This is a genomic window from Wenzhouxiangella sp. XN79A (assembly GCF_012272825.1).
Taxonomy (GTDB): Bacteria; Pseudomonadota; Gammaproteobacteria; order Xanthomonadales; family Wenzhouxiangellaceae.
Window position 1 is genome coordinate 18,198 of record NZ_JAAWWS010000140.1, and the last position, 13,898, is coordinate 32,095.

Sequence of the window (13,898 nt, forward strand, 5' to 3'; positions counted from 1 at the left end):
CGTTGGTTCACACCGAACGGAGCCCCCATGGCCGGCGACGACTACGAAGCCCGGCGCGACTTCGAGCACACCCCGGAACCGCGCGGCGGGACCGGGACCTCCGGGGAGGATCCGGTCTTCGTCATCCAGAAGCACGACGCCTCGTCGCTGCACTATGACCTGCGGCTGGAGATCGACGGCGCGCTGAAGTCCTGGGCCGTGCCGAAGGGGCCGTCGACGGACCCATCCGAAAAGCGCCTGGCGATCCCGACCGAGGACCACCCGCTGGACTACGCCGACTTCGAGGGCGTGATTCCCGAGGACCAGTACGGCGGCGGCACGGTGCTGGTCTGGGACCGCGGCACGTTCGACAACATCACCGAAAAGGACGGCGAACTCCAGCCGCTCGACGAGGCCTGGAAGAACGGCCATCTGCTGGTCGAACTGCACGGCGAGAAGATTTCCGGCGGCTACGCGCTGCAGCGCACCGGTTCGGGCGACGACGCCAACTGGCTTCTGATCAAGATGGACGACGACGAGGCCGACGCGCGGCGCAACCCCGTCTCGACCGAGCCCGACTCCGTGCTCAGCGGGCGCTCGATCGACGAGATTGCCGACGACGAGAGCGAGGACGACGAATGAGCGACTGGCGCGACGAGCTGAGCGACGACGAGCGCGAGCGTCTCGAGCCGGCCGATCCGCCGGAGTGGATCGCGCCGATGCTGGCCACGCTGACCGACAAGCGATTCTCGGATCCCGGCTGGATCTACGAGCGCAAGCTCGACGGCGAGCGCTTGCTGGCGTTCCGCAACGGCTCCGACGTGAAGTTGCTGACCCGCAACCGCAAGAACGCCGCCGCCACCTACCCCGAACTGATCGAAGCGCTGGAACGCCAGCCGGTCGACGATTTCGTGATCGACGGCGAGGCGGTGGCCTTCGACGGCAAGGTCAGCAGCTTCTCGCGGCTGCAGCAGCGCATGCAGGTCGATGATGCGCAGAAGGCCCGCGACAGCGATGTGGCCGTGTACTTCTACGTCTTCGACCTGCCCCATCTCGAGGGTCACTCGCTCGACAAACTACCGCTGCGCACGCGCAAGACCTTGTTGAAGACGCTGTTCGACTTCGACGACACGTTCCGCTTCACGCCGCACCGCAACGAGGACGGCGAAGGATACTTCGAGCAGGCCTGCGAAAAGGGCTGGGAAGGCGTCATCGCCAAGCGCGCAGATTCCGCCTACCGCCACTCGCGCTCGCGCGACTGGCTGAAGTTCAAGTGCGGGCACGGCCAGGAACTGGTGATCGGCGGGTTCACAGAACCGCAGGGCGAACGGGTCGGCTTCGGTGCGCTGCTGGTCGGTGTCTACGAGGACGACGAACTGCGCTACGCCGGCAAGGTCGGCACCGGCTACGACGATGACTTCCTGGCCGACTTCCGCGAGCGGCTGGACGAGCTCGCCACCGACGATTGCCCGTTCGCCGAGACGCCGTCGGAATCGGGCGCGACCTGGGTCGAACCGAAGTACGTCGGCGAGTTCGGTTTCACCGAGTGGACCGACGACGGCAAGCTCCGGCACCCGCGCTTCCTGGGCCTGCGACGCGACAAGAACCCGACCGACGTGGTCCGGGAGGCGCCCGATGGCTGAATCGACGAAGACCCTCGACATCGACAGCCACGCCATCGAGATCGGCCACGCCGACAAGCTGCTGTTCCCGGACGCGGGCATCACCAAGCTCGACCTGGCCGAGTATTACCAGCGCATCGGCGACATCGCGATCGATCACTACCGCGACCGCGCGCTGACCATGCACCGTTTTCCCGACGGCATCGGCGAGGACGGCTTCTTCCAGAAGGCCATCGGCGGCCACTTCCCGGACTGGATCGACCGCGCCACGCTGCCGAAGTCCGGCGGCAAGGTGACCTACGTGGTCGCGAACTCGCCGGCCACGCTGGTCTACCTGGCCGACCAGGGCTGCATCACGCCGCACCTGGCGCTGGCGCGCACCGACCGGCCGAAGCACCCGGACCGGATGATCTTCGACCTCGACCCGTCCGACGACGACTTCGGCAAGGTGCAGGACACCGCGCACCACCTGCACCGCGCCCTCGACGAGCTGGACCTGCCCTCGTTCGTCCAGACCACCGGTTCGCGCGGACTGCACGTCGTCGTTCCGCTGGACCGGTCGGCCGAGTTCGACACCGTGCGGGAATTCACCCACGCGCTGTGCCGGCAGCTGGCCGACGGGCATCCGAAGCTGATGACCGTCGAGCAGCGCAAGAACAAGCGCGGCGACCGGGTGTTCCTCGACGACCTGCGCAACGCCTACGGCCAGACCTCGGTCGGCCCGTACGCCGTGCGTGCGAAACCCGGCGCGCCGGTCGCCACGCCGCTGCACTGGCGCGAGGCCGGCGACGGCGACCTGGATCCGCAGAAATACCGGATCGACAACCTGTTCCGCCGCCTGGCGCAGACCGACGATCCTTGGGCGGACATCGACGACCATGCCGTGGCCCTGCCCGATCGCGACCACTGGCCGACCGCCGACTGACGCACAATGGGTCGATCGACCGCTTCCACGGGATCCGGACCATGAAACGCTGGTTCATCACGCTCTACGCCGCCGCGCTGGCCGCGGCCTTCGTGTTCGCCGCCCTGATGCTCGCGCGCCCGGCCGTCCCGCTGCTGGCGCCGCTGGGCCTGCTCGTGGCTGCCGCCGCTCCGCTGGGCTTCTTCGGCTGGCTGTTCGCCGCCGGCTCGCCCCGCACCGACCGCCACCCGATCCTGGTCTCATCGATTGCCGGCCTCGGCGCGGTGCTGAGCGCAGCGGCGGTATACCGGTACGGCGAGGCCTGGAATCCCTATCTGGCCGCCGGCATCGCCGTGCTGGTCGGCTGGATGGTCTACGTGCGCTGGTACTCGGTGCAGCGCGAAACGCCCGACGCCCCGGTGCCCGGCCAGCCGCTTCCGGCGTTTTCGCTGGAAACGTCGGACGGCGAGACGATCGAGTCGAGCGCGCTGGCCGGTCGGCCGGCGGTGCTGGTGCTCTATCGCGGATCGTGGTGCCCGCTGTGCACCGCCCAGATCAAGGAACTGGCCGCGGCCTGGCGCGAGGTCGGCCGCGATGCGACGCTGTGGTTCATCAGCAACCAGGGCCTGGCCCAGACCCGCGCGCTGGCTCGTCGCTTCGACCTGCCCGGGGCCTTCCTGCGCGACCCCGACGGTGCGGCAACGAAAACGCTGGGCCTGCACGCGCCCGGCGCCACGCCGGCCGGCCTCGAACTGCTGGGCTTCCCCGCCGACGCCGCCGTCCCGACCGTGATCGTGATCGACGCCGAAGGCATCGTGCGCTTCATCGAAGTGGCCGACAACTACCGGCTGCGGCCCGACCCGCAGGTCTACCTGCCCTACCTCCGCCCGGTCTCTGCCGGCGACTGAGACTCAGGGGCACCTTCGGCCGGTCGCCGTCCATCTCGACCAGGCCCATCGGGTTGCCCGCCGGGTCGCGGAACAGACCGAGCACGACCATGCCGGGCACTTCGAAGCGCGGCACGTCGGTGCGGCCGCCGGCCCGTTCGATCGCCGCCAGCGTCGCGGCGACGTCGCCGACCCCCAGGGTACAGGCGCTTCTCGTTCGGGTCCTTGCGCACGGCCGCGTCGATCGGCGAAGCGACGTTCACCGCCACCTGGCCGGCGTCGTCGAAGGACCAGCCGAAAATCTCGCTGTAGAAGGTCCGGAGCACGTCGTCGTCCGGGCCGGCGATGTCGAAGAAGACCAGCGGTGCGGGCATCGGCCTGTCCCGTGAGGAGTTCGGGCCACTTCACCGCAACCGGCCGGGAATTTCAACCGCGGTCTTCCCGGGCCCCTGCGCAGTCGATGCACAGCGTCGCCGACGGGTCATTGCGCAGGCGCGCGCTCGCGATCGCTTCGCCGCAGGCCAGGCATTCGCCGAACTCGCCGCGTTCGAGCCGCGCCAGCGCCGCCTTCAGCCTAGCGATCTGCTGCGTGCGACGGGCCTCTGACGCCTGCGCCATGGCCTGGCCCTGCATCGCGTCCATCCGCGAGAGTCGGCCCTGTCGGGTCTGGTCCAGCTCGACCGGGTCGCGGTCTTCGCGCGAGGCGTCGCTGGCCGCCTTCAGGTCGGCGATCCGGCCCTCGATCAGCACCTTCCAATCATCATCGCTCATCGCCCCAGACTACAGCAGGCGCGCTACGATTCCAGTTCGAACGCACGACCGTCGAGGCGACGCCATGGACATCAAGACCGTCACCGGACCCGGCCTCGACCCCTGGCTCGGCAGGGTCGCCTCGCTGCGCACCACCGTCTTCCGCGAATATCCGTACCTGTACGACGGCAACGCGGCCTACGAGCGGGACTACCTGCAGACTTACCGGGACTGCCCCGAAGCGATCGTGCTGCTGGTCGTCGACGAGGACGGCGACGACGAGACCGTGGTCGGCGCCTCGACCGGCCTGCCGCTGGTCGCGGCCGATCCCGCGTTCCGGCAGCCGTTCGAAGCCGCCGGCATCGACCCGGCCGCGGTGTTCTATTTCGGCGAATCGGTGCTGCTGCCCGAGTACCGCGGTCGCGGCATCGGCCACGGCTTCTTCGACCTGCGCGAAGACCACGCCGCGAAGCTCGGCCTGCCGATCACCACCTTCTGCGCCGTCGACCGCCCCGCCGACCACCCGAAGCGACCCACCGACTACCGCTCCCTCGACCCCTTCTGGACCGGCCGAGGCTACGTCAAGCGCCCCGACCTGCAGGCCGTGTTCGACTGGAAGGACCTCGGCCAGGCCGAAGAAACCCCGCACACCCTGACCTTCTGGCTCCGGGGTGGCTTCTCGTCTTGACCGGGCTGCCGAGGTCCATCCATTCGTGGACCAACGCAAAGAGGAGACGATGCAAAGGGACGCCAAGAGCTGCTGTCCGAGAAAAATCGAAAATCCGGCAACCACGTTCGAGTGCGACCGGAATCGATCGCATGTCCAGAGTCTCACAGGTCGAGAATCGCAGCTCGATCTGTGTCATCACCAACCGCAATGAACCCTCCCATTGAGGTTTCAATCCGGTCGCATGGAATTTCCTGATTACGCTCGTTTCTCAGCCGGTAGTACAGCCCTCCGGAGGCTTGCAGGAAACTCGAGAACAGCAAGCAAGGACCCTTCGAAAGCGCTTTTTTGCCCGGCTTCGACTGTTGGAGGGCGCTTGCGCGCGAAGGGTGGCCGCTTCCGAAGTCGTTCGCGCGCAAGCGCCCTCCACCAGGCGGTCTTACTGCCAGTCCGGCGTCGGGCTGGAATCTCGCTCGGGATGGAAACCCGTCCTTCGAATCCGATCGGATGATCCAATGGCTCGCCTGTATTGCCTGCCGCGACGCTCCGATGTCGGGACGCTACCCGACCGTGGCTGAGGTTCATGCGTAATCAGGTGGAATTTTCTCGCGCCCTTCGCCCCTTTCCCTCTTTGCGCTCATCAGCTGAAGGCCGTGGCCATCAGCGCCGGATCTCAGCCCCGCCCCTGCATCAGGATCGCCGCGACGAGACCGGCTTCGGGGAGGAGGCAGGCGTCGTCGATGAGTTCGCAGAAGGTCTCCGCCAGTTCCGGGTCGGCATCTTCCAGGGTGGTGAAGTCCTGGAAGACCAGCACCCGGCGCTGGCCCTGTTTCGGTTCGAGCGCATTCAGCGCGTCGGCCAGGGCATCGAGGTTGAAGCCGAACCAGGCCGGGAGTTCGAGGGCCTGGTAGAGGGCGTGCATCAGCGTGTCCTTGTCGAACACCGGCGCCCGGTCGACGCGCACGGCGTGGAAGCCGGAGGCGTTCAGGCGATCGACGGCGCGGTCGGCGTCCATCGGGCGTTCGACCCGGACCACGCCGCCCTGCATGTCGAGGTCGAAGGCGCTCACGGCGGGCGGACCTCGATGTTCAGGCGCACGAAGCTGCGGTAGTGGTCGGAGGTATACCAGGCGTCGCCGTCGCGGCCGACGACCAGGCGCTGCGGGCCGACGCCGCGCATGCCGGGCGTGCGGACGACGAACTCGCGGTAGTAGCCGCGCGGCTTCGACGGCAGCCGGCCCTCGCGGTTCTGGAAGGTCGAACCATCGTTGCGGTGTCGGTCGGGCTCGCCGCGCTCGATCCGCGCGATCGCCGGGCCGAGGTCCATGTCGCCGCGCCAGGCGACCCGGCCGTCGAGGTCACGGACGACGACGTCGCGGATGACCGGGGCCGCCGCATCGGCGTTGTCTGGCTGCGCAACCTGCGGCCCGCCGGCATCCGGGGCCTGCTCCAGCAGCGACGGGTTTTCGACGGCGATCCACGCCAGCAGCGCGAGGACCAGCAGCGTCGGAATGGCCTTTGCCTTCTTCACCAGCGGTGGTAGGCCGGATGCCCGGGCTGGACCGCGACGAACAGACCGGTGCAGCGATCGTAGACCGTGCCGTCGACGGTCAGCTCCGATTCGACGGTGACCATGTCGCCGTCGACCTTCGTCGGCCACGCGGTCAGGGTCAGCTCACGGTCCGACGGCGTCGGGCGGCGCAGCTGGACCTTGAACTCCGCCGTGACGCAGCAAGGCGGGCGGTCCAGTTCACGCAGCCGCATCAGGTGCCAGACCGCGGTCCAGTTGCAGTGGCAGTCGAGGATGGCACCGATGATGCCGCCGTTGAGCACGCCCGGAAAGGCTTCATGGTGCGACTCGGGCGTCCAGCGGCAGACGACGCGGCCGTCGTCGGCATCGGACACGGGCACGGACTTGATCTGCAGGCCCTTGTCGTTGGCCGGGCCGCAGCCGAAGCAGGCGTTGTGCGGCGCGAAGGTCTCCTGCAGGCCGGCGCCCTCGGGAATGACGGCGGCCATCGGCTTATTCCGCGACGCCGCCGTGGGCCAGCTTCAGCGGGTCGAGCAACTTCTCGAGCTCTTCGCGGCTCATGCCGGTGGTCTCCATCGCCACGTCGATGATCGGCCGGCCTTCCTTGTAGGCCTGTTTGGCCGTTGCCGCGCCCTTCTCGTAGCCGATCACGCGGTTCAGCGCCGTGACCAGGATCGGGTTGCGGTCCAGCGCCTTCCTGATGTTGTCCTCGCGGACGTTGAAGGTCCTGATCGCCTTGTCGGCCAGCAGGCCGCTGACGTTGGTCAACAGCGTCAGGCTTTCCAGCAGCGTGGCACCGATCACCGGCAGCATCACGTTGAGCTGGAAGTTGCCGGACTGGCCGCCGAGGGTGATCGTGGCGTCGTTACCGATGACCCGGGCGGCGACCATGCAAGTGGCCTCCGGAATCACCGGGTTGACCTTGCCCGGCATGATCGAGCTGCCCGGCTGCAGCGCCTCGAGCTCGATCTCGCCGAGGCCGGCCAGCGGGCCGGAGTTCATCCAGCGCAGGTCGTTGGCGATCTTCATCAGCACCGCCGCCAGGGTCTTGAGCTGGCCCGACAGTTCGACCGCGCCGTCCTGCGCGGCGATGCCCTCGAACTTGTCGGCGGCGGATTCGAAAGCGAAGCCGGTCATGGCCCTGAGTTCCTTGGCCACCTCGTCGCCGAACTCGGCCGGCGCATTGATGCCGGTGCCGACCGCCGTGCCGCCCTGCGGCAGGCGCTTCAGGCGGGTCAGCGCCGACTCGATCCGCGCGCGGCAAGAGGCGATCTGGCTGGCCCAGGCGCCCAGTTCCTGGCCGAAGGTCACCGGCATGGCGTCCATCAGGTGCGTGCGGCCGGTCTTGACGGTCTCGGCCAGCTCGTCGGCCTTGGCGCGGATGGTGGATTCGAGATGATCCAGCGCCGGCAGCAATTCGTCGTGCGCGGCCAGGCAGGCCGAGACCTGGATCGTGGTCGGGATCACGTCGTTGGAGCTCTGCGACATGTTGACGTGGTCGTTCGGGTGGATGCCGTCGTGGCCGGCCTTCGCGCACAGGTGGGCGATGACCTCGTTGGCGTTCATGTTCGAGCTGGTGCCGGACCCGGTCTGGTAGACGTCGATCGGGAAATGCTCGATGACCTCGCCGGCAATCACCTGTTCGGCCGCTGCGGCAATGGCGTCGGCGTCGGCGGCCTCCATCAACCCCAGCGCCTGGTTGGCCCGGGCACAGGCCCGCTTGACCCGGCCCAGGGACTGGATGAAGGCCTTCGGCATCGGCTGGCCGGAGATCGGGAAGTTGTTCACGGCACGCTGCGTCTGCGCGCCCCAGAGCGCATCGGCGGGCACCTGCAGCTCGCCCATGCTGTCGGATTCGATACGGGTTTCGGTCACTGGGGAATGGCTCATCGTGAATCGGGTCCGGAATGCGTGGAATTCAGCTCGTCATTATAGAGCGGCGACCTGCCGACCCTGGCTCTGGAAATCGGGAAAGACTCCGGGACCGCAGATTACGCGGATGTTTGAAAAAAGAAGCGACGAGCGGCCCCGTTCCGGTGGACACCGCGACCCTTTGCCGAAAGCAGCCGTTCTTCGATCAGCGGAATCTGCGCAATCTGCGGTTCAAGGCGTTTCGGCGAGCCCCGACGACGTCACGCCAGCATGGTGCGGGCCCGTTCGAGGGCGTCGAGGAAGGTGTCGATCTCGCCGCGGGTGGTGTAGCAGCCGAAGGAGACGCGGGCGGTGGCCGGGACGCCGAAGAACTGCATGACCGGCATGGCGCAGTGGTGGCCCGTGCGCAGCGCCACGCCGAAGTGATCGACGATGGTGCCGATGTCGTTGGCGTGGGCGCCATCGACGATGAACGAGATCACCGGCCCCTTGTTCGCCGCCGTGCCGAGGATGCGCAGGCCGTCGATGGCCTGCATGCGGTCCGTGGCGTAGGTCAGCAGGTCCTGCTCGTGGGCGGCGATCGGATCGATACCGATGCGGTCGAGGAAATCGAAGGCCGCGCCCATGCCGATCGCGCCGGCGATGTTCGGGGTGCCGGCCTCGAACTTGTGCGGCAGCTCGTTGTAGGTGGTCTCTTCGAACGAGACCCGCAGGATCATCTCGCCGCCGCCCTGCCACGGCGGCATGGCCTCGAGCAGCGGCTCACGCCCGTACAGCGCGCCGATGCCGGTGGGCCCGTACATCTTGTGGGCCGAGAAGGCGTAGAAGTCGCAGCCGAGCGTCTGCACGTCGACGTGCACGTGCGGCAGCGCCTGGCAGCCGTCGATCACGGTCACGATGCCGCGCTCGCGGGCCATCGCGCAGACGCGCTCGACCGGGTTGATGGTACCCAGCGCATTGGAGACGTGGACCAGGCCGATCAGCCTGGTGCGCTCGGTGATCAGCGCTTCGAGCTCGTCGAGCAGCAGCTCGCCGCGTTCGTTGATCGGCGCCGGCTTCAGCACCGCGCCGGTCTGCTCGCAGACCAGCTGCCACGGCACGATGTTGGAGTGATGCTCCATCGTCGAGACGATGATCTCGTCGCCGGGCTCCAGCCGCGGACGGGCCCAGGCCTGGGCGACCAGGTTGATCGCCTCGGTGGCGCCCCGGGTGAACACGATTTCACGCTCGGACTTCGCGTTCAGGCCCGCGCGCACCTTCTCGCGCGCGGCTTCGAAGGCCTCGGAGGCCTCGACGCTGAGCTGATGCACGCCGCGATGGACGTTGGCGTTGTACTCGGAATAGAACCGCGTGGTGGCATCGATCACGCACTGCGGCCGCTGCGCGGTGGCCGCCGAATCCAGGTAGACCAGCGGCTTGTCGTGCACCGTCCGCGCCAGCACCGGAAACTCCGCGCGCAGCGCGTCGATGTCCAGCGGGGGCGTCGTCATGTCGTGTTCGGCTCGTGCCATGGTCGTTCCTTCTCTGAGCTCAACGTCAGCAAACGATGGAAACCACAGATTCCGCGGATTCCGCAGATCGATGAGACGCTGCACGTCCGCGGCGGTCACTCGGCGCGTGCTGTCCAGCAGAACGGTCCGCTACCCGAAGGGGCTCATCGAACGCGGAATTCCTGGTGTCGGTTCTGTCTGTTCTGCGCAATCCGCGAAATCTGCGGTTCCGGCTTTTCAGGTTCTTCTCGAGCATCAGGCCCGCGACTTCAACCGTTCCAGCAGCCAGTCGGCCAGCGGGCCGGGTTCGAGGTCGTCGAAGACGGCGGCGGCGAAGCCGTATTTGAGCAGCGCGGTGGCTTCGCGTTCGCTCAGGCCGCGGGAGCGCAGGTAGAAGCGGGCGTCGTCGTCGAGCTGGCCGATCGTCGCGCCGTGGCTGGCGGTGACCTCCTCGGCGTGGATCTCCAGCTCGGGCTTGGTGTTGATCCGCGCGTTCTCGCTCAACAACAGGTTGCCGGTGTTCATCTCGGAGTGGCTGTCGTCGGCGCCGGGCACGATCAGGATGCGGCCGTTGAACACGCCGGTGGCCCGGTCGTCGGCCAGGATGCGGAAGCGCTCCTTGCTTTCGCTCGGGCCGACGTGGTGCTCGATGGCCGTGTGGTAGTCGACCAGTGCGCGACCCTCGAGCGTGGCGACGCCGTGGATGGCGCCGCGGGCGTTCGGCGCGTCGAGCGACACGCGCAGGTCCTGTCGGGTCAGCGCACCGCCGGCATCGGAGATGAACGCACGGTAGTCCGCGCCGGCCGCGACCCGCACGGTGGCGTGTTCGATCCAGGCCGTGTCGCCGCCGCTGCGGTCGATCGCGTGCAGCAGCGTGGAGCGCTCGCTCATCCGGATGTCCAGCACCGCGTTGTGCAGCCCGGCACCGCCGCCGGTCTGCACTGCGACCAGGGTCAGTGCGCTGTCGGGCGCCAGTTCGACGTGCAGCCGCGGATGGACCGCGCCTTCGAAGTCGGCATCGACCGTGGAGACGACGACGATCGGTCGCTTGACCGCCTCGTCGACGACCAGTTTCCAGCCCTGCCCCAGCCGGGCCAGGTTCAGCCAGGCGAACGCGTCGTTCGGGCCGTCGGCGACCAGCGCATCGACATCGACGTCGTCGGCGACCAGCCCGGTCAGCGACGCGCCGCGCGGCAGCCGGGTTGCCGACGGATCGATCTCGCCGTTGTGCATGTGGACGACCGCGCAGTCGAACGGCAGCGCCGGCGGTGCCGGCGGCGTGCCGACATCGAGCGAGCCGGCGAAGGCGCGCTGCTCGATCAGGGTCAGCGGCGTGTACTTCCAGTTCTCGGTCTTGCGGTGCGGAAACCCGTGCTGCATCAGCACCTTCTGTGCCTGGCTGCGCAGTTCGGTGAAGCCGTCGCGAGGCAGTTCGGCGGCCGGGGCCAGGCGTTCGAGCAGGGCGCTCATCGTGTCAGGCTCCGGCCGCTTCGGCGGGTTCGTCGTCGAGGAACGCATAGCCTTCGCGTTCCAGCCGCTCGGCCAGCGAGCGATCGCCGCTTTCGACGATCCGACCGTCGGACAGCACGTGGACGTGGTCCGGCTCGAGGTAGCCGAGCAGGCGCTGGTAGTGGGTGATGACGACGAACGATCGCTGCTCGTCGCGAAGCCGGTTGACGCCTTCGGCAACCAGCTTCAGCGCGTCGATGTCGAGGCCGGAGTCGGTCTCGTCGAGCACCGCCAGCTTCGGCTGCAGCACGGCCATCTGGACGATCTCGTTGCGCTTCTTCTCGCCGCCGGAAAAGCCTTCGTTGACGGCGCGCTTGAGCAGCGCTTCGTCCATCTTCAGGGCCTTGAGCTGCTCGCGCACGGCCTTCAGGAAGGCCATCGAATCGACTTCCTCCTCGCCGCGTGCCTTGCGCTGCGCGTTGAGCGCTGCGCGCAGGAAGTAGGCGTTGTTCACGCCGGGAATCTCGACCGGGTACTGCAGCGCGAGAAACAACCCGGCGGCGGCCCGCTCCTCGGGTGCCAGCGCGGCCAGGTCCTGCCCTTCGAACAGGATCCGGCCCTCGGTGATCTCGTAGCCGTCGCGCCCGGCCAGCGTGTAGCCCAGCGTCGACTTGCCGGACCCGTTCGGACCCATGATGGCGTGCATCTCCCCGGCCCCGATCTCGAGGTCCAGGCCTTTGAGGATTTCCTTGCCGTCGACTTCGACGTGCAGATTTTCAATCTTCAACATTGACTCACTCACAAAAAAATCGGAACCGCAGATTTCGCGGATTCACGCAGATTTGAAATTCGAAACGAAGCGCTTGTGCTCGAGTGAACGCCCCGCAAAGTTGAGCAGCAGGCCACGACTGCTTTCGGACACCCGCAGATAGTTCAGGATTTGCGCGCGATCGACCGGACCGATCTCACGCACCGCTTTCAGTTCTACGATCACGTCGCCAAAGCAGACGAAATCGACTCGATACGACGAAGGAAGAACCTCGCCCTTGTATCGAACATACAGGGCTTGCTCTCGTCGGTAAGGAATCCCCCGGGCATCGAACTCCAAAGCCAGTGCGTCCTGATAGACCGCTTCAAGAAAGCCCGGACCCAATTCCTTGTGCACTTCCATCGCCGCGCCGATGATCGAAAAGGTCTGGGGATCTCCCTTTCCGACGTCATAATCTGCGCGAATCTGCGAAATCTGCGGTTCCATGTCGTTTACCCGACCGCTCCCTCGAGGGAGATTTCGAGCAAGGCCTTGGCCTCGACGGCGAATTCCATCGGCAGTTCCTTGAAGACCTCCTTGCAGAAGCCGTCGACGATCAGGGCGACGGCCTCTTCTTCGTCCAGACCGCGCGACTGGCAGTAGAACAGCTGGTCCTCGCCGATCCGCGAGGTGGTGGCCTCGTGTTCGATCCTGGCCGTCGGGTTGGCCGACTCGATGTACGGGAACGTGTGCGCGCCGCAGGTCTTGCCGATCAGCAGGGAATCGCACTGGGTGTAATTGCGCGCGCCCTCGGCCTTCTTCGCCACGCGGACCAGGCCGCGGTAGCTGTTGGAGCTCTTGCCGGCCGAGATGCCCTTGGAGATGATCTTGCTCGTGGTGTTCTTGCCGAGGTGGATCATCTTGGTGCCGGTGTCGGCCTGCTGGTGGTTGTGGGTCAGCGCCACGGAGTAGAACTCGCCGGCCGACCGATCGCCTCTGAGCACGCAGGACGGATACTTCCACGTGATCGCCGAGCCGGTCTCGACCTGGGTCCAGCTGATCCGCGAGTCGTCGCCGCGGCAGTCGCCGCGCTTGGTCACGAAATTGTAGATGCCGCCCTTTCCGTTCTCGTCGCCCGGGTACCAGTTCTGGACGGTCGAGTACTTGATCTTCGCTTTTTCCTGCGCCACCAGCTCGACGACCGCCGCGTGCAGCTGGTTCTCGTCGCGCATCGGTGCGGTGCAGCCCTCGAGGTAGCTGACCTCCGAACCCGGCTCGGCGATGATCAGCGTGCGCTCGAACTGGCCGGTGTCGCGGGCGTTGATCCGGAAGTACGTCGACAGCTCCATCGGGCACTTCGTGTCCTTCGGGATGTAGACGAACGAGCCGTCGGAAAACACCGCCGAGTTCAGGCAGGCGAAGTAGTTGTCGCGATACGGCACCACCGAGCCCAGGTATTCGCGGACCAGGTCCGGGTACTCCTGCACCGCCTCGGAGAACGAGCAGAAGATCACCCCGGCCTCCTTCAGCTCCTTCTGGAAGGTGGTCCCGACCGACACCGAGTCGAACACGGCATCGACGGCCACGCCGGCCAGGCGCGCGCGCTCGTGCAGCGGCACGCCGAGCTTGTCGAAGGTCTCGAGCAGCTTCGGATCGACGTCATCGAGACTCTTCGGCCGGTCCTTCTGCTTCGGCGCGGCATAGTAGTGGATCTTCTGGAAGTCGATCGCCGGCAGGTTGAGCTTCGCCCAGTCCGGACCGACCATGGTCTGCCAGTGGTGGAAGGCTTCCAGCCGCCACTCCAGCATCCACTCCGGCTCGTTCTTCTTGGCCGAAATCATCGCGATGATCTCTTCGTTCAGGCCCGCACCGACCGTTTCCGACTCGATGTCGGTATAGAACCCGGCCTTGTACCGGCTCTGGATCAGTTGATCGACCTGTTGCTGGGTCTGGGTCTGTGTCTGCGGTTGATTCATGCCCGATTCCTGATGGCTGCTGCG

The 13,898-nt window shown here is 67.0% G+C and carries 15 protein-coding genes; 5 read left to right on the forward strand and 10 right to left on the reverse strand.

The features are described from left to right. The first annotated feature begins 27 nt into the window (after positions 1-27). Genes HFP89_RS05625 through HFP89_RS05640 form a run of 4 tightly spaced genes read left to right on the forward strand, consistent with a single transcriptional unit; the run spans position 28 to position 3,413 of the window. The gene (locus HFP89_RS05625) at positions 28-621 is read left to right on the forward strand and encodes a DNA polymerase ligase N-terminal domain-containing protein (RefSeq protein ID WP_168716670.1); all 594 of its coding nucleotides are present in this window, start codon (positions 28-30) and stop codon (positions 619-621) included. Beyond that, complete coding sequence (ligD, locus tag HFP89_RS05630; protein ID WP_168716671.1) at positions 618-1,622, forward strand: non-homologous end-joining DNA ligase; 1,005 nt, start codon at positions 618-620, stop codon at positions 1,620-1,622. Before HFP89_RS05625 ends, ligD (HFP89_RS05630) begins: the two co-directional genes overlap by 4 nt. Beyond that, on the forward strand, positions 1,615-2,526 hold the full coding sequence (gene ligD, locus HFP89_RS05635) for a non-homologous end-joining DNA ligase (RefSeq protein WP_168716672.1): 912 nt from the start codon (positions 1,615-1,617) through the stop codon (positions 2,524-2,526). Before ligD (HFP89_RS05630) ends, ligD (HFP89_RS05635) begins: the two co-directional genes overlap by 8 nt. Before the next feature lie 41 nt (positions 2,527-2,567). Further along, positions 2,568-3,413, forward strand: coding sequence for a peroxiredoxin family protein (locus HFP89_RS05640; protein ID WP_168716673.1), 846 nt, complete (start codon positions 2,568-2,570; stop codon positions 3,411-3,413). Between the two features lie 405 nt (positions 3,414-3,818). On the opposite strand, the gene HFP89_RS05645 is transcribed toward HFP89_RS05640, so the two are convergent. Continuing rightward, positions 3,819-4,163, reverse strand: a complete 345-nt coding sequence (locus tag HFP89_RS05645) for a TraR/DksA C4-type zinc finger protein (protein WP_168716674.1) — start codon at positions 4,161-4,163, stop codon at positions 3,819-3,821. Between the two features lie 64 nt (positions 4,164-4,227). Between HFP89_RS05645 and HFP89_RS05650 the strand changes: the two genes are divergently transcribed. Further along, positions 4,228-4,830 carry a GNAT family N-acetyltransferase gene (locus tag HFP89_RS05650; RefSeq protein ID WP_168716675.1) on the forward strand — a complete coding sequence of 201 codons (603 nt, stop codon included), beginning with the start codon at positions 4,228-4,230 and terminating at the stop codon, positions 4,828-4,830. Positions 4,831-5,482: 652 nt separating this feature from the next. On the opposite strand, the gene HFP89_RS15955 is transcribed toward HFP89_RS05650, so the two are convergent. The 9 genes from HFP89_RS15955 to sufB form a co-directional block, all read right to left on the reverse strand. Then, positions 5,483-5,878, reverse strand: coding sequence for a barstar family protein (locus tag HFP89_RS15955; RefSeq protein ID WP_168716676.1), 396 nt, complete (start codon positions 5,876-5,878; stop codon positions 5,483-5,485). Continuing rightward, positions 5,875-6,339 carry a ribonuclease domain-containing protein gene (locus HFP89_RS15780; protein WP_346775196.1) on the reverse strand — a complete coding sequence of 155 codons (465 nt, stop codon included), beginning with the start codon at positions 6,337-6,339 and terminating at the stop codon, positions 5,875-5,877. The genes HFP89_RS15955 and HFP89_RS15780 overlap by 4 nt, the downstream gene beginning before the upstream one ends. Continuing rightward, a complete protein-coding gene (locus tag HFP89_RS05665) occupies positions 6,336-6,827 on the reverse strand; it encodes a PaaI family thioesterase (protein ID WP_168716677.1) in 492 nt (163 codons plus the stop codon). The genes HFP89_RS15780 and HFP89_RS05665 overlap by 4 nt, the downstream gene beginning before the upstream one ends. A 4-nt stretch (positions 6,828-6,831) precedes the next feature. Beyond that, positions 6,832-8,229, reverse strand: a complete 1,398-nt coding sequence (locus tag HFP89_RS05670) for a class II fumarate hydratase (protein ID WP_206212241.1) — start codon at positions 8,227-8,229, stop codon at positions 6,832-6,834. 242 nt (positions 8,230-8,471) lie between these two features. Further along, positions 8,472-9,722 carry a cysteine desulfurase gene (locus HFP89_RS05675; protein ID WP_277347479.1) on the reverse strand — a complete coding sequence of 417 codons (1,251 nt, stop codon included), beginning with the start codon at positions 9,720-9,722 and terminating at the stop codon, positions 8,472-8,474. 234 nt (positions 9,723-9,956) lie between these two features. Beyond that, the gene (locus HFP89_RS05680; protein ID WP_168716678.1) at positions 9,957-11,171 is read right to left on the reverse strand and encodes a SufD family Fe-S cluster assembly protein; all 1,215 of its coding nucleotides are present in this window, start codon (positions 11,169-11,171) and stop codon (positions 9,957-9,959) included. A 4-nt stretch (positions 11,172-11,175) separates the two neighbouring features. Next, positions 11,176-11,940, reverse strand: a complete 765-nt coding sequence (sufC, locus tag HFP89_RS05685; protein WP_168716679.1) for a Fe-S cluster assembly ATPase SufC — start codon at positions 11,938-11,940, stop codon at positions 11,176-11,178. Positions 11,941-11,982: 42 nt separating this feature from the next. After that, the gene (locus tag HFP89_RS05690) at positions 11,983-12,405 is read right to left on the reverse strand and encodes a GxxExxY protein (protein WP_206212242.1); all 423 of its coding nucleotides are present in this window, start codon (positions 12,403-12,405) and stop codon (positions 11,983-11,985) included. A 5-nt stretch (positions 12,406-12,410) separates the two neighbouring features. Beyond that, complete coding sequence (sufB, locus tag HFP89_RS05695; protein ID WP_168716680.1) at positions 12,411-13,874, reverse strand: Fe-S cluster assembly protein SufB; 1,464 nt, start codon at positions 13,872-13,874, stop codon at positions 12,411-12,413. Positions 13,875-13,898 lie beyond the last annotated feature (24 nt).

Excerpts from the sequence above, each read along its gene's own strand:
- HFP89_RS05665 (WP_168716677.1), bottom strand. The coding sequence starts at position 6,827 with ATGGCCGCCGTCATTCCCGAGGGCGCCGGCCTGCAGGAGACCTTCGCG.
- HFP89_RS05675 (WP_277347479.1), bottom strand. The coding sequence starts at position 9,722 with ATGGCACGAGCCGAACACGACATGACGACGCCCCCGCTGGACATCGAC.
- HFP89_RS05625 (WP_168716670.1), top strand. The coding sequence starts at position 28 with ATGGCCGGCGACGACTACGAAGCCCGGCGCGACTTCGAGCACACCCCG.
- HFP89_RS05680 (WP_168716678.1), bottom strand. The coding sequence starts at position 11,171 with ATGAGCGCCCTGCTCGAACGCCTGGCCCCGGCCGCCGAACTGCCTCGC.
- HFP89_RS05640 (WP_168716673.1), top strand. The coding sequence starts at position 2,568 with ATGAAACGCTGGTTCATCACGCTCTACGCCGCCGCGCTGGCCGCGGCC.
- sufB (WP_168716680.1), bottom strand. The coding sequence starts at position 13,874 with ATGAATCAACCGCAGACACAGACCCAGACCCAGCAACAGGTCGATCAA.
- HFP89_RS05650 (WP_168716675.1), top strand. The coding sequence starts at position 4,228 with ATGGACATCAAGACCGTCACCGGACCCGGCCTCGACCCCTGGCTCGGC.
- ligD (WP_168716672.1), top strand. The coding sequence starts at position 1,615 with ATGGCTGAATCGACGAAGACCCTCGACATCGACAGCCACGCCATCGAG.
- HFP89_RS05690 (WP_206212242.1), bottom strand. The coding sequence starts at position 12,405 with ATGGAACCGCAGATTTCGCAGATTCGCGCAGATTATGACGTCGGAAAG.
- sufC (WP_168716679.1), bottom strand. The coding sequence starts at position 11,940 with ATGTTGAAGATTGAAAATCTGCACGTCGAAGTCGACGGCAAGGAAATC.
- ligD (WP_168716671.1), top strand. The coding sequence starts at position 618 with ATGAGCGACTGGCGCGACGAGCTGAGCGACGACGAGCGCGAGCGTCTC.
- HFP89_RS05645 (WP_168716674.1), bottom strand. The coding sequence starts at position 4,163 with ATGAGCGATGATGATTGGAAGGTGCTGATCGAGGGCCGGATCGCCGAC.
- HFP89_RS05670 (WP_206212241.1), bottom strand. The coding sequence starts at position 8,229 with ATGAGCCATTCCCCAGTGACCGAAACCCGTATCGAATCCGACAGCATG.